The organism is Sphingopyxis terrae subsp. terrae NBRC 15098 (genome assembly GCF_001598815.1).
Taxonomy (GTDB): Bacteria; Pseudomonadota; Alphaproteobacteria; order Sphingomonadales; family Sphingomonadaceae; genus Sphingopyxis; species Sphingopyxis terrae.
Map to the genome: position 1 here is coordinate 13,751 of NZ_BCZQ01000028.1, position 22,663 is coordinate 36,413.

Here is a 22,663-nt window from a genome sequence, read left to right on the forward strand (position 1 = left end):
CGCGCATGGACGATCAACTCAGCCGCTACCGCCAGAGCATCGACAATATCGACGCGGCGCTCGTCTACATGCTCGCCGAACGGTTCAAGGTGACGAAGGCGGTCGGCGAACTCAAGGCGAAGATCGACCTGCCCCCCGCCGACCCCGACCGCGAGGCACGGCAGGTCGAACGGCTGCGCGCGCTGGCGCGCGAGGCCGACCTCGATCCCGAATTCAGCGAGAAATTCCTGCGCTTCATCATCGACGAGGTGATCCGCCACCACGAACATCTGAAGCGGGAGGCCGGCGCATGACCGCGGCGCATCCCATCTTCGCCAAATGGCCCGCACAGCATCCCGAGCGGCTGCAGCTTTTCACCGCGCCGACCCCGAACGGGGTCAAGCCGAGCATCATGCTCGAGGAATGCGGCCTGCCCTATGAAGCGCATCGCATCGACATCATGGCTAACGAAAGCCATGACCCGGCCTTTCTGGCGCTCAATCCGAATGGCAAGATTCCCGCGATCTACGATCCCGACGGACCGAACGGCACCCCGCTGGCGCTGTTCGAATCGGGGGCGATCCTGATCTATCTCGCCGACAAGACCGGCCAGTTTCTACCCGCCGAGGCGGGCCGGCGTTACGAAGCGATCCAGTGGGTAATGTGGCAGATGGGCGGTATGGGACCGATGTTCGGCCAGCTCGGCTTCTTCCACAAATTCGCCGGTCGCGACTATGAGGACAAGCGCCCGCGCGATCGTTACGCCGCGGAATCGGCGCGGTTACTCAGCGTCCTCGACGCGCGGCTCGATGGCCGGGACTGGGTGATGGATGCCGATTACAGCATCGCCGATATCGCGATGCTCGGCTGGGTGCGCAACCTGATCGGTTTCTATGATGCGGCCGACATCGTCGGTTTCGATCGCTTCAAACATGTGCAGGCATGGCTCGACCGCGGCCTTGCTCGCCCGGCCGTCCAGCGCGGGCTGGAGGTCGGCGCGAGCTGATAGCGGCGCAGGCGGCATCCCCGCAGAAACCCTCAAGGATAAAGAAAAAGCCCCGCCGGATCGCTCCGGTGGGGCTTTTCTTCTGTGACGTATCTGCGGCCCCGGCGCGCGAGGACTTAGTCCTCGTCGCTTTGGATCAGATAATCGCCGGCATCGGCGTCGGTGCCGTGGGTTTCCCCTTCGACCGCGCCGAGCGGATCGTCGCCCATCGCCGCTTCGGGGCCCTGCGCCAGTTCGGCGGCATGCTCTTCGGCCGCGGTCTGCGGCGCGATGAGATGCGCTTCATTGGCGGCGCGCATGGCGGCACGCAGCGCCGCGTCCTTCGACGAGGCGGTGACGCGGATGCGGTTCATCGCCGCGCCGGTACCCGCCGGGATGAGGCGGCCGACGATGACGTTTTCCTTGAGGCCCATCAGCGAGTCGACCTTGCCCTGCACCGATGCTTCGGTGAGGACGCGGGTCGTTTCCTGGAACGATGCCGCCGAGACGAAGCTGCGCGTCTGCAGGCTCGCCTTGGTGATGCCCAGGAGAACCGGGCGCCCTTCGGCGGGCTTGCCGTTCTTCGGCAGCTTGGCGTTATATTCCATCATCTCCAGATAATCGAGCTGTTCGCCCGGCAGCAGCGTGGTGTCGCCGCCATCGGTGATCTCGACCTTCTGCAGCATCTGGCGAACGATCACCTCGATGTGCTTGTCGTTGATCTTCACGCCCTGCAGTCGGTAGACTTCCTGGATTTCCGCGACGAGGAATTCGGCCAGCGCTTCGACACCCATCACGTCGAGGATGTCGTGCGGATTCGGCGAGCCCGAGATCAGCGCGTCGCCGCGCTTCACATAGTCGCCTTCCTGCACTTCGAGCACCTTGGATTTCGGGATCAGATACTCGACCGCATCGCCCTCTTCCGGAACGATCGCGATCTTGCGCTTCGCCTTGTAATCCTTGACGAATTCGATGCGGCCCGAAAGCTTTGCGATGACCGCATTGTCCTTCGGAATGCGCGCTTCGAACAGCTCGGCAACACGCGGCAGACCGCCGGTGATGTCGCGCGTCTTCGACGCTTCGCGGGTGACACGGGCCAGAACGTCGCCCGCCTTCACTTCCTGACCGTCTTCGACCGAGATCATCGTGCCGACCGCGAGCAGATAGCGCGCGGCTTCACCCGACGCATCGTCGAGCAGGGTCAGGCGCGGCTGAAGGTCTTCCTTCTTGCCGCGACCGGTGGTGCGATATTCGATCACGACGCGCTGGGCGATACCTGTCGCTTCGTCGACCTGTTCGGTCAGCGTCTTGGCATCGACCAGATCCTGATATTTCACGATGCCGTTCTTTTCGGTGATGAGCGGCATGGTGAACGGATCCCATTCGGCAATCCGGTCGCCCTTCTTCACCTTCTCGCCATTCTTGTGCATGATCTGCGCACCATAGGGCAGCTTGTGCGTCGCGCGTTCGCGACCTTCGCTGTCGATGACCGCGATTTCGCCCGAACGCGACAGCGCCAGACGGCGACCGCGCTGGTCGACGATCGTTTCCATGTCGCGATATTCGATCGTACCGTCCGAAATCGCTTCAAGGTTCGACTGTTCGTTGACCTGCGCCGCACCGCCGATGTGGAAGGTCCGCATCGTCAGCTGCGTGCCCGGTTCACCGATCGACTGCGCCGCGATGACGCCGACCGCTTCGCCGATGTTCACCGGCGTACCGCGCGCAAGGTCGCGGCCGTAGCATTTGGCGCAGACGCCCAGGCTGGCTTCGCAGACCAGCGGCGAGCGGATCTTCACCGCCTGCACTTCGGCTTCCTCGATCTTGGCGACCGTGGGTTCATCGAGCAGCGTGCCGACGGGGGCAATGACATTGCCGTCCTTGTCGACAACATCCTCGAGCGTCGTGCGGCCCAGGATGCGCTCGCCCAGCGAGGCGATCGTCGAACCGCCCTGGATGATCGCGCGCATTTCCATGCCGCGGGTTGTACCGCAATCATCCTCGATCACGACGCAATCCTGCGACACGTCGACCAGACGGCGGGTCAGGTAACCCGAGTTCGCCGTTTTGAGCGCGGTGTCGGCCAGACCCTTACGGGCACCGTGGGTCGAGTTGAAATACTCGAGAACGGTCAGGCCTTCCTTGAAGTTCGAGATGATCGGCGTTTCGATGATCTCGCCCGACGGTTTGGCCATCAGGCCGCGCATGCCGGCAAGCTGCTTCATCTGCGCCGGCGAACCACGCGCGCCCGAGTGCGCCATCATGTAGATCGAGTTGACCGGAGCAAGCCGGCCGTCGTCGAGCTTCGGCGTCGCCCGGATTTCGTCCATCATCGCGTTCGCGACCTTGTCGCCGCACTGCGACCAGGCGTCGATCGCCTTGTTGTACTTTTCCTGCTGCGTGATCAGGCCGTCCTGATACTGCTGCTCGAAATCCTTCACCAGCGCGCGGGTCTCGTCGACCAGCTTTTCCTTGGCGTCGGGGATGATCATATCATCCTTGCCGAACGAGATGCCGGCACGGAACGCGTGGCGGAAGCCCAGCGCCATGATCGCGTCGGCGAACAGCACCGTCTCCTTCTGGCCGGTGTGACGATAGACCTGATCGATCACGTCGCCGATTTCCTTCTTGGTCAGAAGGCGGTTGACGACGTCGAAGGGCACGGTGTGCGACTTCGGCAGGCATTCGCCGATCAGCATGCGGCCCGGCGTTGTTTCGAAGCGGCGCAGATATTCATTGCCTGCTTCGTCGGTCTGCGGAACGCGGCTGGTGATCTTCGAGTGCAGCGTGACCGCGCCCGTGTAGAGCGCCTGGTGCACTTCGGCCATGTCGGCCAGCAGCATGCCCTCGCCCGGTTCGCCTTCGCGTTCCATCGACAGATAATAGAGGCCGAGGACCATGTCCTGCGACGGAACGATGATCGGCTTGCCGTTCGCGGGGCTGAGGATGTTGTTGGTCGACATCATCAGCACGCGCGCTTCCAGCTGCGCTTCGAGGCTCAGCGGGACGTGCACGGCCATCTGGTCGCCGTCGAAGTCGGCGTTGAACGCGGCGCAGACCAGCGGGTGAAGCTGGATCGCCTTGCCCTCGATCAGCACGGGTTCGAACGCCTGGATGCCGAGGCGGTGGAGCGTCGGGGCGCGGTTCAGCAGGACCGGGTGCTCGCGAATGACTTCGTCGAGGATGTCCCAGACTTCCTTGCGTTCCTTTTCGACCCACTTCTTCGCCTGCTTGAGGGTCATCGACAGACCCTTGGCGTCGAGGCGCGCATAGATGAACGGCTTGAACAGCTCGAGCGCCATCTTCTTCGGCAGGCCGCACTGGTGCAGCTTGAGTTCCGGACCGGTCACAATGACCGAACGGCCCGAATAGTCGACGCGCTTGCCGAGCAGGTTCTGACGGAAGCGGCCCTGCTTGCCCTTGAGCATGTCGCTGAGCGACTTCAGCGGACGCTTGTTGGCACCGGTGATCGTACGGCCGCGGCGGCCGTTGTCGAACAGCGCGTCGACGGCTTCCTGCAGCATGCGCTTTTCGTTGCGGACGATGATGTCCGGCGCACGCAGCTCCATCAGGCGCTTCAGACGGTTGTTACGGTTGATGACGCGGCGATACAGGTCGTTGAGATCCGACGTCGCGAAGCGGCCGCCGTCGAGCGGCACCAGCGGGCGCAGTTCGGGCGGGATGACCGGAATGACTTCGAGGATCATCCACTCGGGACGGTTGCCCGATTCGATGAAGCTTTCGACGACTTTCAGACGCTTGATGATCTTCTTGGGCTTCAGCTCCGACTTGGTCGTCGCCAGCTCTTCCATCAGATCGACGCGTTCCTGTTCGAGGTCGAGCCCTTCGAGGAGCACGCGGATCGCCTCGGCGCCGATGCCGGCCGAGAAGGCGTCCTCGCCATATTCGTCCTGCGCGTCGAGCAGTTCGTCCTCGGTCAGAAGCTGGAACTTCTCGAGCGGCGTCAGGCCGGGTTCGAGAACGATATAGGCTTCGAAATAGAGGACGCGCTCAAGCTGCTTGAGCTGCATGTCGAGCAGCAGGCCGATGCGCGAGGGCAGCGACTTCAGGAACCAGATGTGCGCGACGGGCGCGGCGAGCTCGATATGGCCCATGCGTTCGCGGCGGACCTTGGTCACCGTGACTTCGACACCGCATTTTTCGCAGACGATGCCCTTGTATTTCATGCGCTTGTACTTGCCGCACAGGCATTCATAATCCTTGATCGGACCGAAGATGCGCGCACAGAACAGGCCGTCGCGTTCAGGCTTGAACGTGCGGTAGTTGATCGTTTCGGGCTTCTTGATCTCACCGAACGACCACGAGCGTATGCGCTCCGGGCTCGCGATGCCGATCTTGATCATGTCGAAGGTTTCGGGCTTCGCGACCGGGTTCATGAAGTTGGTAATCTGGTTCATATTCTAGCTCCACTCTTCCCCCTCCACCGCCGGCGGAAGGGGGTGAGGAAAATCATTCGGCGGCTTCGGGAAGAGCGTCCGGACCATCTTTGTCGTCTTCGTCCGTATAGGACGACAGTTCGACGTTGAGGCCCAGCGAGCGCATTTCCTTGACGAGCACGTTGAAGCTTTCGGGAATGCCTGCCTCGAAGGTGTCGTCGCCCTTGACGATCGCTTCGTAAACCTTGGTGCGGCCGATCACGTCGTCCGACTTCACCGTCAGCATTTCCTGCAGCGTGTAGGCGGCGCCATAAGCCTGGAGCGCCCACACTTCCATTTCACCGAAGCGCTGGCCGCCGAACTGCGCCTTACCGCCCAGCGGCTGCTGGGTGACGAGGCTGTACGGCCCGATCGAGCGCGCGTGGATCTTGTCGTCGACCAGGTGATGGAGCTTCAGGATATACATATATCCCACCGTCACCTTGCGGTCGAAACGATCGCCCGTGCGGCCGTCGTACAGATCGACCTGACCCGACCGGTCGAGACCGGCACGTTCCAGCATCGTCGACACATCGCCTTCGCGCGCGCCGTCGAACACCGGCGTCGCGAACGGAATACCGAGCGACAGGTGGCCCGCCATCTCGACAATCTGATCATTGCTGCGACCCTTGATGTCTTCGGCATAATCGTCGCCATAGGCGGTGAGCAGCGCCTCACGTACCGCTTCGGGCGGCGCGCCCGCTTCGGGGTTCGGGTTTGCCGCACGCCAATCTTCGAGCGCCGCGGTAATCTGGCGGCCGAAACCGCGCGATGCCCAGCCGAGGTGCGTTTCGAGGATCTGACCGACGTTCATACGCGACGGCACGCCCAGCGGGTTGAGCACCACGTCGACATGCGTGCCGTCTTCGAGGAACGGCATGTCCTCGATCGGCAGGATGCGGCTGATGATACCCTTGTTCCCGTGACGGCCGGCCATCTTGTCGCCCGACTGCAGCTTGCGCTTGATGGCAACGAAGACCTTGACCATCTTGAGCACGCCCGGCGCGAGTTCGTCGCCGCGCTGCAGCTTTTCGACGCGGTCTTCATACTTCGCGTTGATCCGCTTGATCGCGTCGTCATACTGCGCCTTGATCGCTTCGAGCGCGGCCTGCGCCTTGTCGTCGACGACCGCGAGCTTCCACCAGTCGCCGCGATCGAGTTCGGCGAGCTGATCTTCGGTCAGCACGTCGCCCTTCTTCATGCCCTTGGGCACTGCGCTGGTGGCCTGGCCGACCAGCAGTTCCTTGAGGCTGGAGAAGGTCGCGCGGTTGAGGATCGCGCGCTCGTCGTCGGCGTCCTGCTTCAGACGCTCGATTTCCTCGCGTTCGATCGCGATCGCGCGTTCATCCTTGTCGATGCCGTGACGGTTGAAGACGCGGACTTCGACGACCGTACCCGACACGCCAGGCGGCAAGCGAAGCGACGTGTCGCGCACGTCGCTGGCCTTTTCGCCGAAGATGGCGCGCAGCAGCTTTTCTTCCGGCGTCATCGGGCTTTCGCCCTTCGGCGTGATCTTGCCGACCAGGATGTCGCCCGGGCCGACTTCGGCGCCGATGTAGACGATGCCCGCTTCGTCGAGGTTGCGGAGCGCTTCTTCGCCGACGTTCGGAATGTCGCGCGTGATGTCCTCCGGCCCGAGGCGCGTGTCGCGGGCGGTGACTTCGAATTCCTCGATATGGATCGAGGTGAAGACGTCGTCCTTCACGATGCGTTCGGAAATGAGGATCGAGTCCTCATAATTGTAGCCGTTCCACGGCATGAACGCGACGAGCACATTCTTGCCGAGCGCCAGTTCGCCAAGCTCGGTCGACGGACCGTCGGCGATGATGTCGCCGGTGCGGATCACGTCGCCCACCTTCACCAGCGGACGCTGGTTGATGCAGGTGTTCTGGTTCGACCGCTGGAACTTCTGGAGGCGATAGATGTCGACGCCCGACTTGCCGGGTTCGACAAGGTCGGTCGCACGGATGACGATACGCGTCGCATCGACCTGGTCGATGATGCCGCCGCGGCGTGCCGCGATGGCCGCACCCGAATCGCGTGCGACGGTGCCTTCCATGCCGGTACCGACGACGGGCGCTTCGGCCCGCAGCAACGGCACGGCCTGACGCTGCATGTTCGATCCCATCAGCGCGCGGTTGGCGTCATCGTTTTCCAGGAACGGAATGAGCGAGGCCGCAACCGAAACCAGCTGCTTCGGCGACACGTCCATCAGCGTGATCTGTTCGCGCGGCGCCATCAGGAATTCGCCGGCTTCACGCGCCGAGATCAGCTCCTCGACGAAGCTGCCGTCGGGGTTGAGATCGGCGTTCGCCTGCGCGACCGTGTGCTTCGATTCCTCCATCGCCGACAGATAGACGACTTCGCTCGTCACCTTGCCGTCGACGACACGGCGGTACGGGGTTTCGATGAAGCCATATTTGTTGACGCGCGCGAAGGTCGCGAGGCTGTTGATCAGACCGATGTTCGGGCCTTCCGGCGTTTCGATCGGGCAGATACGGCCATAGTGCGTCGGATGGACGTCGCGGACTTCGAAGCCCGCGCGTTCGCGGGTCAGACCGCCCGGCCCGAGCGCCGAGACGCGGCGCTTGTGGGTGACTTCCGACAGCGGGTTGGTCTGGTCCATGAACTGCGAAAGCTGCGACGAGCCGAAGAATTCGCGCACCGCAGCAACCGCCGGCTTCGCGTTGATCAGATCGTTCGGCATCACGGTCGAGACGTCGACCGACGACATGCGCTCCTTGACCGCACGCTCCATGCGCAGCAGGCCGACGCGATACTGGTTTTCGAGCAGCTCGCCGACCGAACGGACGCGGCGGTTGCCGAGATTGTCGATATCGTCGATCTCGCCCTTGCCGTCCTTCAGATTCACCAGTTCCTTGACCACGGCGAGGATGTCCTCGCTGCGCAGCGTCGTCACCGTGTCCTCTGCATCGAGGCCGAGGCGCATGTTGAGCTTAACGCGGCCCACCGCCGACAGGTCATAGCGTTCGGGATCGAAGAACAGGCCCGCGAACAGCGCGTCGGCGGTTTCGCGCGTCGGCGGTTCGCCGGGGCGCATGACGCGATAGATGTCGCTCAGCGCCTGATCGCGATCCTCGGCCTTGTCGGCCTTCAGCGTGTTGCGGATCCACGGACCGGTGTTGTTGTGGTCGATGTCGAGCAGCACCAGCTTGTCGATGCCGGCGGCGTCCATCTTTTCCAGATTTTCCGCGGTCACTTCGTCACCGGCTTCGATGTAGATCTCGCCGGTCGATTCATTGATCAGGTCATAGGCGCTGTAACGGCCGAAGATTTCCTCGGTCGGGATCAGCAGCGTTTCAAGACCGTCCTTCGCCGCCTTGTTGGCGAGGCGCGGGCTGATCTTGTGCCCAGCGGCGAACACGACTTCGCCGGTCTTGGCGTCCACGATATCGAACGCCGGCTTCGCGCCGCGCCAGTTTTCGAGGACGAACGGAATCTTCCAGCCATCGGCCGCACGTTCGAAGATCATGCGGTCGTAGAAGAAGTTCAGGATTTCTTCGCCCGACATGCCCAGCGCATACAGCAGGCTGGTCACCGGAAGCTTGCGCTTGCGGTCGATACGGACGTTGACGATGTCCTTGGCGTCGAATTCGAAATCGAGCCACGAACCGCGATACGGAATGACGCGCGCGGCAAAGAGATATTTGCCCGACGAGTGGGTCTTGCCGCGGTCATGGTCGAACAGCACACCCGGCGAACGGTGCATCTGGCTGACGATGACACGCTCGGTGCCGTTGATGAAGAAGGTGCCGTTCTCGGTCATGAGCGGCATGTCGCCCATGTAGACGTCCTGCTCCTTGATATCGAGAACCGAACGCGTGTCGGTTTCGCTGTCGACTTCAAAGACGATCAGGCGCAACGTGACCTTCATCGGCGCTGCATAGGTGATGCCGCGCTGACGGCATTCCTCGACGTCATATTTGGGCTCTTCGAGCTCGTAATGGACGAAGTCCAGCTCCGCGGTCCCGGCAAAGTCGCGGATCGGAAACACGCTGCGCAGCGTCTTTTCAAGGCCCGAGACGTAACCGACCGACGGATCGGAACGCAGGAACTGTTCATAGGATTCGCGCTGCACCTCGATGAGGTTGGGCATTTCCACGGCTTCGTGGATATTGCCGAACAGCTTGCGGATTCGCTTGGTTGCGGTTGCTTCGAGGGCCTTGCCCACCGACTTCGCCTTGGTCGCCATAAAGGATTGTCTCGCCTGTAAAAATTCGACTCGCGAGCGCGATAGAGACGCAAAAAAGCCGCAGGCAACCGTTGCCGGTTTACCGCAGCTTTCCAACGCATCTCGAAATCCCGACCGCCCTATTCGTGCCGCCCGCTGCGCAAAGTCAGGCCGCTTCCCGGACGGAAAGGTGTGAGGCGGATATAGGATCGGGGCCCGCCACTGTCAATTGTCGTCCCCCAATATAAGCTTTGCATCAGGCCCGCCGGCTCCATGACGTCGTCCCGCAGCTAATATTCCGTGCCGATTGCGCGCCGCGGCTCGCTTCGTCGCGGCTCTGCCACGGTTCGGCAGCTTTGGCATGGCCTTCGCGTCGCGGCATGCGTTCAAGGTCCATGTCAATCCGAAAACCACCAAGGAGAAAAGAAGCTATGCGCAAGATCGCAGGCATTGTCACGTCCCTCTCTCTCGGCCTCGCAATGGCCGCCGGCGCGCCGGCATTCGCGCAGAGCGCGCCCGCCGCGGCGCCGACCATCAACCTCGCGCCCGGCACGACGGTCTATGACTCGGCCGGCAAGGCGATCGGCCCGATTGCCAGTGTCGCCGACCCCAACGTCGTCATCACTGTCGATGGCAAGTCGGTCGCACTGCCCAAGACGTCGTTCATGGAAACCGACAAGGGCCCGGCGATCACGCTGACCCTCGAACAGCTCACCGCCTGGCTCGACCAGCAGGCCGCCGCCGCCACCGCGGCGCTGAACGCCGCGCTCGTCCCCGGCGTCGACATCCGCAGCGCCAAGGGCACCGCTATCGTTGGCAAGGTCAAGGTTGTCGAAGCCGACGCCGTCGTGCTGACGACCGCCGAAGGCGACATGCGCTTGCCGAAGTCGGCTTTCTTCCAGTCGCAGCAGGGTCTGGCCACGAGCTTCACCGCCGAGCAGTTTGCGGCGGCGATTGCCGAAGCCAAGGCTGCAGCGCAGCCCGCGGCGACCGCCGAAGCGGCAGCCGATCCGGCGCCCGCGGAAGCGACGGCAAAAGAAGCCAACTGATCGCAGCGCGATTGGTTAAAGGTGGGCGCGAGGGACATCCCTCGCGCCCTTCTTTTTGTCCGCGGATCAGGCCGCCATGCGCAGCCGGTTGCGCCCTTCGCGCTTGGCGAGATAGAGCGCCTTGTCGGCGCGGTGCAGCAATTCCTCGACGCTGGCGTCGGCGGCATAGGCCGCAAGGCCGATGCTGATCGTGACATGCGCCGGGCCTTCGGCCTCGACATCGGCCTTTTCGATCGATGCCCGAATGCGCTCGGCGACCAGTTCCGCCGACCGGGCGCTCGGCCCCTGAAAGATGCACACAAATTCCTCGCCGCCATAACGGCCAACGACATCTTCCTCGCGCAGCGTCGCCTTCGCGCGCTGCCCGACCCAGCGGATCACCTCGTCGCCCACTGCGTGACCGTGACGATCGTTGATCTGCTTGAAATGATCGATGTCGAAAATCGCCACCGCGAGCTGCGTCCGCCCCTCGCCTGCCGCCAGCAAGGCGCGATTGAGCAGCGCGAGTGTCGAGCGCCGGTTGGGCAGCCCAGTGAGCATGTCGGTGTTCGCGGCTTCCTCGGCGATGCTGCGCGCGGCTTCCAGGCTGCGGGCATTTTCGACCGTTGCTGTGACATCCTGCACCGTACCGAAAATGCCGACGCTGCGCCCGCCGCGCCCGCGCTCGATCGAACCGTGCGATTTGACATAGCGTATCGCGCCGTCGGCGCGGATGATCCGTCCCTGATATTCGAAGGGTTCGCCGGTGCGCACCGCCTCTTCCAATATCGCCCTCACCGCGGGCTGATCCTCTTCGACATATTGCTCGACGCTGGTCGTCACGCTGACCGGCGCGCCGGGTTCGAGCCCGTGGATGCGATAGGTCTGGTCCGACCAGTGGATCGTCCAGCGCATCAGATCGACGCGCCAATGGCCCACCAGCGCAGCCGCTTCGGCCTGCACCAGCCAGCGATTGCTCTGCTCGAGCCGTTTGGCGAGCCGGCGCTGGACGACGAGCGATGCAGCGAGCGGCAGCGCGGTCGACTGAAGCGCGAGCAGATAGAATTGCAGGAAGAAGACCTGCTCCTTGACGCTGGCCTCCATCGCCGCGACCGGCCCGTGCCCCTGCCCGGTCAGCCAGGCCGCGATGCCGGCGATGATGAGCATGCCGGCCGCGGCGCCGAACGGACCGACGCGATAGGCGGCGACGATCACCGCGATGACCGGAAGGAATGTCGCCGGAAAATGCGATTGTTCGAAGCTGACCGCGGTGATCAGCGCCGCAAGCGCGAGCACCGAGATCGCTTCGATCTTCATGCGCATGGTCGCATTGTCGAGCGCCTTCGACGCGACAAGCCGCGTCAGCATGATCAACGGCGGCGCCACGATCAGCATGCCGAGCGCCACGGTCGTCATCCACGAGAGGAAGAAGTCGAGGCCGATGCCGCCGAAAGCCAGCATCGTACCGCCCCCCGCGATCAAGGCACTGGCCATGCTGGCCACGATCACCGCAAGGCAGAAGCTGGCGACGGCGCGCGGCACCATGAACGAGAGGTCCTCGCCCTCGCGGCGGCGAACGATCCAGAAGGCGAGCCCCGCCTCGACCGAATTGGCGAGCGTGAAAATCGCCGCCATCAGGAAGGGCGCCCCGCTCAGCATGTTCGCGGCAAGGCTGGCCGCCGCTGCGGCGCCGATCGCCGCCGGTCGTGCGCGCCCCGGCATCAACAGCAGCAACGCCAGGAAATAGCCGCTCGGCGGCCAGATCGCGGCGATATTGTCCTCCCCCTTCGTCGCATGCAGCGACAGGCTGGCGAGCATGAAATAGCCAAGCGCCATCAGCAGCGACCAGAACGTCGCTTCTACTCGTGGGGGGAGTGTCCGCGTCATGCCCGTTATCTGGCAAAAACTGGAAAACAAATGGCTAACATCGCCACCTGTTTAGCCGGGAACGGGCGCGAAATCTCTGCAAATCATCGCGTTAGTCGAACCCGCCGAAAGTCATTGCGACGACCTGTTCGACCCGCGCTTCGTCCCATTCGATCCGGCGGTCGAGAATCAGCATTGCCAGCCCGTGCACCAATGACCAAGCGTGGAGCGCCGCGACGTCGGGCGCATCGAGCTGCGGCAGCGCCTGCGACACCCCGACGCGCAGCAGGTTGAAGGCGGTTTCGCCGCCATCGGTCCCCGCTTCGCGATAGCGTTCGGGCATCTGGCGCGTGAAGCTGAGCCGAAAGATAGCGGGGTCTTCGTGCGCAAAGCGGACATAGGCGATACCGATCGCAAGAAAGCCCGCCTTGCCGCCGCCCGCCTTGAGCCACGCCTGCGCCTGCAACGCCCCCAGCCGCCGCAATCCTTCGTCGGCCAGCGCGTCGAGCAGCGCCTCCTTGTCGGGGAAATGCCGGTAAAGCGCGGTCGCGCTGACGCCGACGTCGCGCGCCAGCGCGCGCAGGCCGAGTTCCGCATCGTCGCCCTCGGTCAGCCGCTTCATCCCGGCGGCGATCACCGCAGCGCGCAGGTCGCCATGATGATAGCCCTTGCCACGCGGCGTCGCCACCGCATCGACATTTTCCATGTTGACACTGTTATCTTCGTCGATCATGTTTGCACTGTAAACATCGCGAGTCGGTCGCGCAAGCGAAAGGAGAAGGGCATGGCGAGCAATATGGAAACGCTGATCCGCGGCGCGGTCACCAAAGGAATCGGCAAGGTCGCCGATTTCAACCGCAAGCGCCTGCCCCGCCCCACCGACGCGCATCCCTATCTGACCGGCATCCACAAACCGATGACCGAGGAATTGACGATCGAGGCCCTGCGCGTCGACGGGGACATTCCCGCGGCGCTTTCGGGGCGTTATCTGCGCAATGGCCCCAACCCGGCTCTCCCCCCCGATCCCGCGAGCTACCACTGGTTCACGGGCGCCGGCATGGTCCACGGGCTGCGCATCGGCGACGGCAAGGCGCACTGGTATCGCAACCGCTGGGTGCGCGGGACCGAGGCGTGCGCAAAGCTCGGCGAGCCGATCCCCCCCGGCCCGCGCACCGACGGCTTCGATGCCCCCAACACCAATGTCGTCGGATTGGCGGGACGTACCTTTGCGATCGTCGAGGCGGGCGGCAAGCCCGTCGAACTCGACGATCAACTCATGACGATCGCCCACAACCCCTTCGACGGCACCCTCGCTGGCCCTTACACGGCGCACCCGCATCATGACCCGCTCACCGGCGAGACGCATGCGATCACCTACCGCGGCGACGAAATGAACAAGGTCTGGCACGTCGTGCTCGACGACAAGGCGCAGGTGATCCGTGAAGAAGCGGTCGCAGTGAACGACGGTCCGTCGATTCACGACTGCGCTATCACCGAACATTACGTGCTGGTGTTCGATCTGCCCGTCACCTTTTCGATGAAATCGCTGCTCGCCGGCTATCGCTTTCCCTATGCGTGGAACGAAGCCCATCCCGCGCGGGTCGGCCTCCTCCCCAGGAAAGGCCGTGGCGACGAGGTGGTGTGGGTGCCGGTCGATCCCTGCTATGTCTTTCACCCCGCCAATGCGTTCGAAACCACCGACGGCAAGGTCATCGTCGATGTCGTCGCGCACGACACGATGTTCGCGCGCTCGAAGCGCGGCCCCGACAGCGAACGGTCGCGCATGGAACGCTGGACGATCGACCCGGTGGCAGGGACCACGACGCGCGCAGTTGTACACGATCATCCGCAGGAATTTCCGCGCTACGACGAGCGCCTGACCACCCGCCCCTATCGCTATATCTACAGCGTCGCCATTCCGGGCGGTGACGCGGTCGAAATGGCGATCGCCGATACCCGGCTGTTCCGCCACGATCTGGAAAAGGGTGTGACCGAGGCGCGCGATTTCGGTCCTGGACGCCACCCCGGCGAGTTTGTCTTCGTCCCGCGCAGCGCCGCCGGGGCCGAAGATGACGGCTGGCTGATCGGCCTGGTGGTCGACATGACCAACGAGACGAGCGAGCTCGTCATCCTCAACGCCGACGATTTTACCGGCGCGCCGCAAGCGGTAATCCATCTGCCGCACCGGATCCCGCCCGGCTTTCATGGCAATTGGATCGCTGACTGAGCCACGGCGCGGCGGCCGGTCGCAACCCCGACTCGGTTCGCCGACGCGCCGAATCTTCGTCCAATCGCCGGGCCGCCACGGCTCGTCGTGAAAAGCGCTGTCATTTGGCAGCGCTTTTCACGCGCGGTTCGTTTTCCTTTCACTATGACGAAGAAGCTCCCCCTCCTCCGCCCTGCCACGAGCGCGATGGCCGCGTTCCTGGTCCTGTCCACCCCGGCCGCCTTTGCGCAGACCGCGCCGGCCGAAACCACGCCCCCCGCGATGGCGCCCGAACCCGTCGCGCCGCCGGTTGTGATGGTGCCGCCGGTCGCCGCACCGGCTCCGCAGACGACGCAGCCTGCGACGCCCGTACCTGCGCCGGTCATCCGCGTGCCGCTCGACGTCGCGCCCCCCGCTACCGAAGCAACGCCGAAGGTGGCCGAACCGCAGGCCGAGGCGCTCCCCGCGCCGCGCGCCGAACGTCAGGCGAAAGCCGCACCGGCCGAGCGGACCCGCGAGCCCGCCGCAGCCCCGGCCAGCCCCGCAACCGAACCAGCCGCACCGGCTACCGCAGCCGCATCGACGCTCGCCGAAGATAGCGCACTGACGCCGCCGCTCGCGGCGCCGGTTGCCGAACCGGCAGATCCTGTGGTCGCGCAGCGCGCCGATGCCGGCGGCGACGCCTTCCCCTGGGAAATCGCTGGCGGCGCCGCCGCTCTTCTGCTCGCGGGCGGCGCAGCCTTCGCCTTGATGCGCCGCCGTCGCGCCGATGGTGTCGTCGAGGAAACGCGCTACGAAGATGGGCCGGTCGCGGCCCCTGCGCCCGAAGCCTATCGCGCGCCTGTCATTACGGCGCCGCCCGCCAAGCCGCGTTCGGCGCCCGCATTCGCCACCGCGCCGCACGGCAGCATGGGCCGCCATGAGGCGCTGGCCATCGCCGGCCCGAGCGAGGACAATCCCTTCCTGACGCTCAAGAAGCGGCTGAAGCGCGCGCGCTTCTATGACCGCCGCGAACGGATGGACTATGATGCGCTGCTCGCTGAACAGAAGGATATGCGCCGCCAGCCGGCCAGCGCGTGGGACATCGCCCAGCGTCCCGAACCGGCCCCGGCGCAGCAGGACGTGCATCGTCCGGATATCCGCCCCGCGCGCCCGGGCCTGCGCCCCGGTTTCGCCAAGGGCTGAGCCAGAGGCTGACCAGCCGCGCGCGCCAAGTTTGTTCGTCGCGCAAGGAAAAAGGGCGGCGCCGCAAGGCACCGCCCTTTTTCTTGTCGCCATGGTTCCGCCGGGAGCCGGCGGCAACTGCTGCGAACGACAGCGAACTTACTTGAGTTCGACGGTCGCGCCGGCAGCTTCCAGCTTCTTCTTGATGTCTTCGGCTTCGGCCTTGTTGACACCTTCCTTGACAGCCTTCGGCGCGCCTTCGACGAGCGCCTTGGCTTCGCCCAGGCCCAGGCCGGTGATCGCGCGGACTTCCTTGATGACGTTGATCTTCTGACCACCGTCGCCGGTCAGGACGACGTCGAACTCGTCCTTTTCTTCAGCAGCCGGAGCGCCAGCGCCAGCAGCCGGAGCGGCAACAGCGACAGCAGCGGCGGCCGAAACGCCCCACTTTTCTTCGAGCATCTTCGAAAGTTCAGCAGCTTCCAGAACGGTCAGCGCCGACAGGTCTTCAACGATCTTAGCAAGATCAGCCATTTTCATTCTCCATCAGAACCGGGATAGCCCGGTGAATTGGTAAGGGTAGGTAGGGTTTATGCCGCTTCCTTGGCGCCATAGGCACCAAAGACCCGCGCCAGCTGACCAGCCGGGGCTGCCGCAATCTGGGCAACCTTGGTGGCCGGAGCCTGAAGCAGGCCGATAAGCGTGCCGCGCAGCTCGTCGAGCGACGGCAGCGAAGCGAGCGCCTTCACGCCTTCCACGTCGAGGACCACATCCCCCATGCCGCCGCCAACGATTTCAAGCTTGTCGTTGGTCTTGGCAAATTCCACGGCGATCTTCGCAGCCGCCACCGCATCGGTGGAAGCGGCAATAGCCGTGGGACCGGTCAGATAATCGCTGATGCCGGTGTAGGGCGTGCCTTCGAGCGCGATCTTGGCCAGGCGGTTCTTCGCGACCTTGAAGCTCGCGCCCGCGTCGCGCATCTGCTGGCGAAGCACCGTCGACTGGGCGACGGTAAGACCAAGGTTGCGAACGATCACAACCGAAGCCGCATTCGACAGCGTAGCGTTCAGCGAGGATACGGCATCGGCTTTTTGAGCACGATCCATGCCTGTTTCTCCACTCTGTGCCCGGATGCGCGCAACAGGGCGCGCCGCCGGGCGGCTAACGAACGCAAAGGCCAGAAAGGACGCATCCCGTCTGTCCGTTGCGTGGCGATGTCCGATGGGGTCGGTCAAGCCGCGGGCGCCTGGATACAGGCGGGCGACCGAAAAAGACTGTTCCCCGTCTAGGCTGGAAATTAAGCGGAGCAAATCCCCCGCACCAACTGTCTCGGACGGAATTGCCAGGATCGGAACCCTGACAACACGGGGGCGCCTAATAGCGGCGAGCCGCAGCGAGTCAAGGGAAATAGCCGCTCCGGCCACAGAGCGCTCGCGCATAAAATCGCAAAACCCCTTGCGCAATTTTATTTAAGATATATCTTAGAGCTATCTAAAAACAGTCTGAAGGATAAAGACATGCACTTTCATGGACATAGAGGCGATCGCGGATGCGGCATGCGCCATGGCATGCGACACGGCGGGCGCGGATTCGGACCCGGCTTCGGCCGCGGACGCGGCTTTGGTGGCCGTCACGGCCACGATGACGAGGGCCGCGGCCGGCGTCGCCGGATGTTCGACAGCGGCGAACTGCGCCTCGTCCTGTTGCGGCTGATCGCCGACGAACCGCGCCACGGCTACGACCTGATCCGGCGGATCGAGGAACTGACAGGCGGCGCCTACGCGCCCAGCCCCGGCGTGATCTACCCTACCCTCACCTTGCTCGACGACATGGGCCAGATTGCCGCCGCCGACAGCGAGGGCGCCAAGAAGCTGTTCGCGATTACGCCGGAGGGTCAGGCCGAACTCGACGCCAATGCCGCGCTCGTCGACGAACTGCTGGCGCGGCTGGCGGAGGTCGGCGATGAGCAGCAGCGCACCGACAGCGCTTCAGTGCGCCGGGCGATGGGCAATTTGCGTGCCGTATTGATGAACCGGCTGCGCGACCGCGAGCTCGACGAAGCCACGCTCCACGAGATTGTGGCGCGGATCGACGAAGCGGCACAGAAGATCGAGCGGCTTTGATGGAGGCTCAGATGACCCATACCGCCACCGCGCAGGTCCCCACGGCGCATGCGAGCAAATATCTGCAGCAGCTTTGCAAGCATTGGCAGCATAATCTGGCGGTCGCCTTCACCGCCGATCACGGCACCGTCACCTTTCCGCGCGACGCGCGCGGAGCGGACTGGCCCGGCGACGGGCTGGTCACCTTCGACGCCGGCGAAGCCGCGCTGTCGGTTCGCATCGATGCGAGCGCCGAAGGCCAGCTCGAGGCACTGAAGGGCGCGGTCGCGCGTCATCTCGACCGCTTCGCCTTTCGCGAAGCGCCGCTGCGTGTCGACTGGCAATAGGCAAGGTCGAGCCGGGCGCGCGGTCTATACCGCCGGCCCGGCCGGTCAGCCGATGGTCTGCGTCATGTCAGTCGGCGCGCGCGGGAAGACCGTTGACGAGCTGATGCAGCTCACCGGCTTCCCACATTTCCATCATGATATCGCTGCCGCCGACGAATTCGCCCTTCACATAGAGCTGGGGGATCGTCGGCCAGTCCGAAAATTCCTTGATGCCCTGCCGGATTTCCATGTCCTGCAGCACATCGACGCTGGCATATTCGACGCCAAGGCGGTCGAGCATCGCAATGGCGCGCGACGAAAAGCCGCACTGCGGGAAAAGCGGCGTGCCCTTCATGAAGAGCAGGACGGGATTGTCGGCGACCAGCTTGGCAATGCGGTCGTGAGTGGCTTCGGTCATAACAGGTCTCCGGCACGGGCGCGGGCGCGCCGCATTGGGGTCATACCCCTATGAAGGGATGGCGGTGGTCAATTGCAAGGCGTGAAGTTCGCCGCCCATGCGCCCACCAAGCGCCGCATAGACCGCCTTGTGCTGCGCGACGCGGCTCAATCCGCGAAAGGATTCGCTGACGATATGCGCCGCATAATGATCATTGTCGCCGGCAAGATCGGTGATCGTCACCTCCGCGTCGGGAAGCGCCGCCTCGATCATCGCCCGCAAATCGGATTCGCGCATGCCCATGCCGGATGTCCTGCCTGGTTCCGCGATCAGTTCTGCGTGTCGATGAACTGGCGGCGCGCCTCGGCCGTCTTTTCGTTGAGCATCGAGCGGATTTCGGCGTCGCTGATCTCGACCGCGGCGGCGGTCAGGTCGCCAGCCAGCTTGCGGATCACATCTTCGTCGCCGGCCTCCTCGAAATCGGCCTGCACGACCGCCTTGGCATAGGCGTCGGTTTCCTCGGGCGTCAGCCCCATGCGCTCGGCGGCCCATTCGCCGAGCAGGCGATTGCGGCGTGCGGTGATGCGGAACTGCACCTCCTGGTCGCGGGCGAACTTCGCCTCGAAAGCCCGTTCACGATCGTCGAATCCGCTCATTTCACCCTCTTTTGGAAATTGACCCTGTCGGGATGGCAGATAGGTGGCCGCGCCCCGGCGCGCAAGCCGCCTGTGCGGCAGATCACTTCCCTTTTCGCCACAAGGGGTTTAGGGTCCGCCGCAACGGGAATGGGTCGTACCGCAGCAACAGACTGCGCCTTGCCGCCAACCAGATGGCCAGGTGCCCGATGCCGTGACCCTGGGGGAATATCGTGATGACCGTACGACCTGCGTTTCGCCTGTCCTTGCTGGCGCTGCTCGCCGCATCGGCGCCTGTCCCGGCCTGGGCGCAAGGCGAAGACCCGACGCTCCGCGACAGCTTTTCGATCGGCAGCCAGGGCGGCTCGCTGTGCGAGGTGCAGGCAACGGTCCGCGACGCCGTCGTCAAGGGCATGTTCGACCGCGCCTGGGTGATCGTCTGCCGCGACGCGAGCCAGCCCGTCGGTTATATCCGCGCGCTGCGTGCCAGCGAAGCCGAGGCGGTGCAGCGACTGGCGGCGGCGCGCGATCCCAACATTGTCTGCGGCGCCGATGGTCGCTGCACGATCAAGGGCAGCAGCGTCGAATGGGCGAGCCGCATCGAAATGGACGGCGCGACCGCCTACACCGCCGAAGGCTTTGCCGCTTATGGCGATGCGCTGACGCTCGCGCTCCAGTCGATCCGCCGGCACAAGGTCGCACCGGGCGTCATCAAGGTCGCGACCACATCGGTTGGCGGCGGCGACGAAGGCTTTGCGCGCACGCTCGCCGGGACGATCGACCTCGACCGGGCGCTCGCCGAAGGCTATCGCCGCAACCACAGCGGCGACTATGCCGAAGCGGCCGAATTTTTCGAAGCGCTGTCGCGCCGCACCGCGAACGATGCGTCGACCGGCGACATCGACCCGAGCGAATTCACGCTTAACCGCGCGCTCCAGAAATCGAACCTCGGCGAATTTGCTGAAGCCGCGCGCCTGTTCGCCGAAGTCGATGCGATCCCGACGAGCGACCCGGTGCAATTGCGGCTGCGGCGCAATTTTCAGGCGATCGATGCGCTCAACCAGCGCGACTATGCGCGCGCCGCCGAAATCCTGCAGCGTCCGGTGCCGCCGACCACCGCGTCGATCGAAACCGCCGACGGCAGCGTCACGCTGACCCCTGCGATCACCGCGGGGGTCAACAGCGGCAGCAACGCCCGCGCCATCCGCCAGACATCGGACAGCGAGCGTCTGAGCCCGCTCGAGCGCGCGCAGATCATCGACGCACAGGCGACGCATCTGCTCGGCACCGTCGATCGCCTCCGCGGCGATGCGAAGACCGCCAAGCAGCTCCAGCTCAAGGGTCTGACCGACGCGCTGGCCGTGCGGCAGGGGCGTGTCACTTCGATCGTCCGGCTGCGTTCGCAGATGCTCGGCGAGCTTGCGCTGACCGAAGAGGCACTGGGCGACATGGGCGCGGCGGATGCGCGCTTCCGCGAATCGGTCGATGCGCTCGCGATCGAATATCCCGAAACCAATGCGCTCGCTTCGGCGCGCGCGCGCTACGCCGCCTTCCTGACCCGCCAGGGCCGCGACGACGAGGCGCTCGCCCTCTATCACGCGGTGGTAAAGGCGCTCGCCGACACGCAGCGGTCGTCGACCGGCATGGCGAATATCATGGCGCCCTATTACCGCCTGCTTGCGGCACGCGCGCCGACCGATCCCGCCGCCGTCGCCGATTTCTTCGTCGCCAGCCAGCTCCAGGTTCGTCCCGGCGTCGCCGATACGCAGGCTGTGCTGGCGCGCGAACTGTCGGGCGGCGACGGCGACGGCGCCCGGCTGTTCCGTCAGGCGACGACGCTCAATCGCGACATCGAACGCGCGCGGATCGAGGAAGCGCGCCTGATCCAGCTCCCCGCGACCGGCGAGGTCGTCGCACGGCTCGCCGATGTGAAGACACAGATTGACAATCTGTCGTTCCAGCAGGCCGAAACCGTCGCCAAACTGTCGGCGTTCCCGCAATATCGCGTCGTATCGTCGGGCAAGCTCGATCTCGGCGAATTGCAGCAGGTACTGCGCCCCGACGAAGCCTATCTGAAGATGCTCGTCGTCGGCGACGCTGTCTATGCGATGCTGATCGAGCCGGGCAATGCCCAGCTCTGGCGCGCCGACATCGACGCCGACGGCCTAGAAAACGCCGTCGATGCGATCCGCTCGACGATTTCGACGGTCGAAAACGGGCGCCGCGTCACTTATCCGTTCGACGCGGCCACCGCGCGCAAACTCTATGTCCAGCTGTTCGGCCCGGCCGCCGATCACCTGCCGGCGATCAAGCACCTTGTCTTCGAACCCGATGGCGCGATGCTGAAACTTCCCGTCAACCTGCTCATCACTTCCGACACCGGGCTCGCCGCCTATGAACAGCGGGTCAATGATCCCGCCGCCGACCCCTTCGACATGCGCGGCATCGCCTGGCTCGGTCGCTCGACCCGGCCGAGCACCGCGGTATCGGCGCTCGCTTTCCGCAACGCGCGCCAGGCGCCGCCATCGACCGCACGGCGGCAATATTTCGGGCTTGGCGAAAATCTGCCGCTCGCCGGCGGTGTCCTGCCCTCGCTCGGCACCCGCGGCGCGGCGAGCGACAGCGTCGATGGCACCTGCCAGTGGAGCGCCTCGCAATGGGCGCGTCCGATCTCGGCCGCCGAACTCGTGACCGCAAGCAGCACCATCGGGCGCGACAGCTCGACCCTGCTCACCGGCGGTGCCTTCACCGATACCGCGGTCAAGGAACGCGGAGACCTTAGCGACTATCGCATCATCCATTTTGCAACCCACGGTCTCGTCACCGCACCGAACCCGTCCTGCCCGGCGCGCCCCGCACTCGTCACCTCGTTCGGCGACAAGGATTCGGACGGCCTGCTCACCTTCCAGGAAATCTTCGACCTGAAACTCGACGCCGACCTGGTGATCCTGTCGGCGTGCGATACCGCGGGCGCCGCCTCGGTCGCCGCCACGCGCGAGGCCGGCGTCGCCAGCGGCGGCGGCAGCGCGCTCGACGGGCTCGTCCGATCGTTCATCGGCGCCGGGGGGCGTTCGGTCATCGCAAGCCACTGGCCGGCGCCCGACGATTTCGACGCAACGAAGCGGCTGATCGGCGGCCTGTTCGCGGCCCCTCAGGGCGAAAGCGTCGCCGATGCGCTGTGGACCACGCAAAGCCAGTTGATGGACGACGAGCAAACCTCGCACCCCTATTATTGGGCCGGGTTCGCGATCATCGGCGACGGCGCGCAACCGCTGCTGCACGGCCTCCCCGCGACGACGGCCACCGCCCCCGCCACCGGAGTTTCGACCCGACGCGCGGCGCGCTGA

At 64.7% G+C, this 22,663-nt stretch carries 17 protein-coding genes; 8 read left to right on the top strand and 9 right to left on the bottom strand.

Features of this window, described 5'->3' with window-relative positions:
• Positions 1–5 precede the first annotated feature (5 nt).
• Positions 6–293 carry a chorismate mutase gene (locus tag STE01S_RS15295; protein ID WP_058812022.1) on the top strand — a complete coding sequence of 96 codons (288 nt, stop codon included), beginning with the start codon at positions 6–8 and terminating at the stop codon, positions 291–293.
• Positions 290–985, top strand: coding sequence for a glutathione S-transferase N-terminal domain-containing protein (locus STE01S_RS15300; protein WP_062769246.1), 696 nt, complete (start codon positions 290–292; stop codon positions 983–985). The genes STE01S_RS15295 and STE01S_RS15300 overlap by 4 nt, the downstream gene beginning before the upstream one ends.
• 116 nt (positions 986–1,101) lie before the next feature.
• On the opposite strand, the gene rpoC is transcribed toward STE01S_RS15300, so the two are convergent.
• Together rpoC and rpoB are read right to left on the bottom strand one after the other, a co-directional pair.
• A complete protein-coding gene (gene rpoC / locus STE01S_RS15305) occupies positions 1,102–5,382 on the bottom strand; it encodes a DNA-directed RNA polymerase subunit beta' (protein WP_058812020.1) in 4,281 nt (1,426 codons plus the stop codon).
• Positions 5,383–5,434: 52 nt separating this feature from the next.
• Positions 5,435–9,613: a DNA-directed RNA polymerase subunit beta gene (gene rpoB / locus STE01S_RS15310; protein ID WP_062769249.1), complete on the bottom strand. Its 4,179-nt coding sequence runs from the start codon at positions 9,611–9,613 to the stop codon at positions 5,435–5,437.
• A 410-nt stretch (positions 9,614–10,023) separates the two neighbouring features.
• Between rpoB and STE01S_RS15315 the strand changes: the two genes are divergently transcribed.
• Complete coding sequence (locus STE01S_RS15315; protein ID WP_062769252.1) at positions 10,024–10,641, top strand: hypothetical protein; 618 nt, start codon at positions 10,024–10,026, stop codon at positions 10,639–10,641.
• Positions 10,642–10,707: 66 nt separating this feature from the next.
• On the opposite strand, the gene STE01S_RS15320 is transcribed toward STE01S_RS15315, so the two are convergent.
• Together STE01S_RS15320 and STE01S_RS15325 are read right to left on the bottom strand one after the other, a co-directional pair.
• Positions 10,708–12,507, bottom strand: a complete 1,800-nt coding sequence (locus STE01S_RS15320; RefSeq protein ID WP_234179651.1) for a sensor domain-containing diguanylate cyclase — start codon at positions 12,505–12,507, stop codon at positions 10,708–10,710.
• Between the two features lie 91 nt (positions 12,508–12,598).
• The gene (locus STE01S_RS15325; RefSeq protein WP_003039152.1) at positions 12,599–13,219 is read right to left on the bottom strand and encodes a TetR/AcrR family transcriptional regulator; all 621 of its coding nucleotides are present in this window, start codon (positions 13,217–13,219) and stop codon (positions 12,599–12,601) included.
• 51 nt (positions 13,220–13,270) lie between these two features.
• Between STE01S_RS15325 and STE01S_RS15330 the strand changes: the two genes are divergently transcribed.
• The gene (locus STE01S_RS15330) at positions 13,271–14,713 is read left to right on the top strand and encodes an 8'-apo-carotenoid 13,14-cleaving dioxygenase (RefSeq protein ID WP_062769258.1); all 1,443 of its coding nucleotides are present in this window, start codon (positions 13,271–13,273) and stop codon (positions 14,711–14,713) included.
• A 144-nt stretch (positions 14,714–14,857) separates the two neighbouring features.
• A complete protein-coding gene (locus STE01S_RS15335) occupies positions 14,858–15,877 on the top strand; it encodes a hypothetical protein (RefSeq protein ID WP_062769261.1) in 1,020 nt (339 codons plus the stop codon).
• Positions 15,878–16,015: 138 nt separating this feature from the next.
• On the opposite strand, the gene rplL is transcribed toward STE01S_RS15335, so the two are convergent.
• Together rplL and rplJ are read right to left on the bottom strand one after the other, a co-directional pair.
• Positions 16,016–16,390, bottom strand: coding sequence for a 50S ribosomal protein L7/L12 (rplL, locus tag STE01S_RS15340; protein WP_003039166.1), 375 nt, complete (start codon positions 16,388–16,390; stop codon positions 16,016–16,018).
• Positions 16,391–16,446: 56 nt separating this feature from the next.
• Positions 16,447–16,962 (bottom strand): 50S ribosomal protein L10, encoded by a 516-nt coding sequence (gene rplJ, locus STE01S_RS15345; protein ID WP_003039169.1) that lies wholly within the window; start codon positions 16,960–16,962, stop codon positions 16,447–16,449.
• Positions 16,963–17,412: 450 nt separating this feature from the next.
• On the opposite strand from rplJ, the gene STE01S_RS15350 reads away from it, so the two are divergent.
• Entirely contained in the window at positions 17,413–17,979 is a 567-nt protein-coding gene (locus STE01S_RS15350) for a PadR family transcriptional regulator (RefSeq protein WP_003039172.1), read from the top strand.
• A gap of 11 nt (positions 17,980–17,990) precedes the next feature.
• Positions 17,991–18,305, top strand: a complete 315-nt coding sequence (locus tag STE01S_RS15355) for a DUF2218 domain-containing protein (protein WP_062769351.1) — start codon at positions 17,991–17,993, stop codon at positions 18,303–18,305.
• 67 nt (positions 18,306–18,372) lie between these two features.
• Here the strand turns inward: STE01S_RS15355 and grxD are convergent, their stop codons facing one another.
• The 3 genes from grxD to STE01S_RS15370 are packed head-to-tail and all read right to left on the bottom strand — an operon-like array spanning position 18,373 to position 19,337.
• On the bottom strand, positions 18,373–18,702 hold the full coding sequence (gene grxD, locus STE01S_RS15360; RefSeq protein ID WP_003039178.1) for a Grx4 family monothiol glutaredoxin: 330 nt from the start codon (positions 18,700–18,702) through the stop codon (positions 18,373–18,375).
• A gap of 48 nt (positions 18,703–18,750) precedes the next feature.
• Positions 18,751–18,984, bottom strand: a complete 234-nt coding sequence (locus tag STE01S_RS15365; protein ID WP_062769264.1) for a BolA/IbaG family iron-sulfur metabolism protein — start codon at positions 18,982–18,984, stop codon at positions 18,751–18,753.
• A 26-nt stretch (positions 18,985–19,010) separates the two neighbouring features.
• Entirely contained in the window at positions 19,011–19,337 is a 327-nt protein-coding gene (locus STE01S_RS15370) for a DUF1476 domain-containing protein (RefSeq protein WP_003039183.1), read from the bottom strand.
• A 215-nt stretch (positions 19,338–19,552) separates the two neighbouring features.
• Here STE01S_RS15370 and STE01S_RS15375 point away from each other — a divergent pair, with 215 nt between their 5' ends.
• Positions 19,553–22,663, top strand: coding sequence for a CHAT domain-containing protein (locus STE01S_RS15375; protein ID WP_062769267.1), 3,111 nt, complete (start codon positions 19,553–19,555; stop codon positions 22,661–22,663).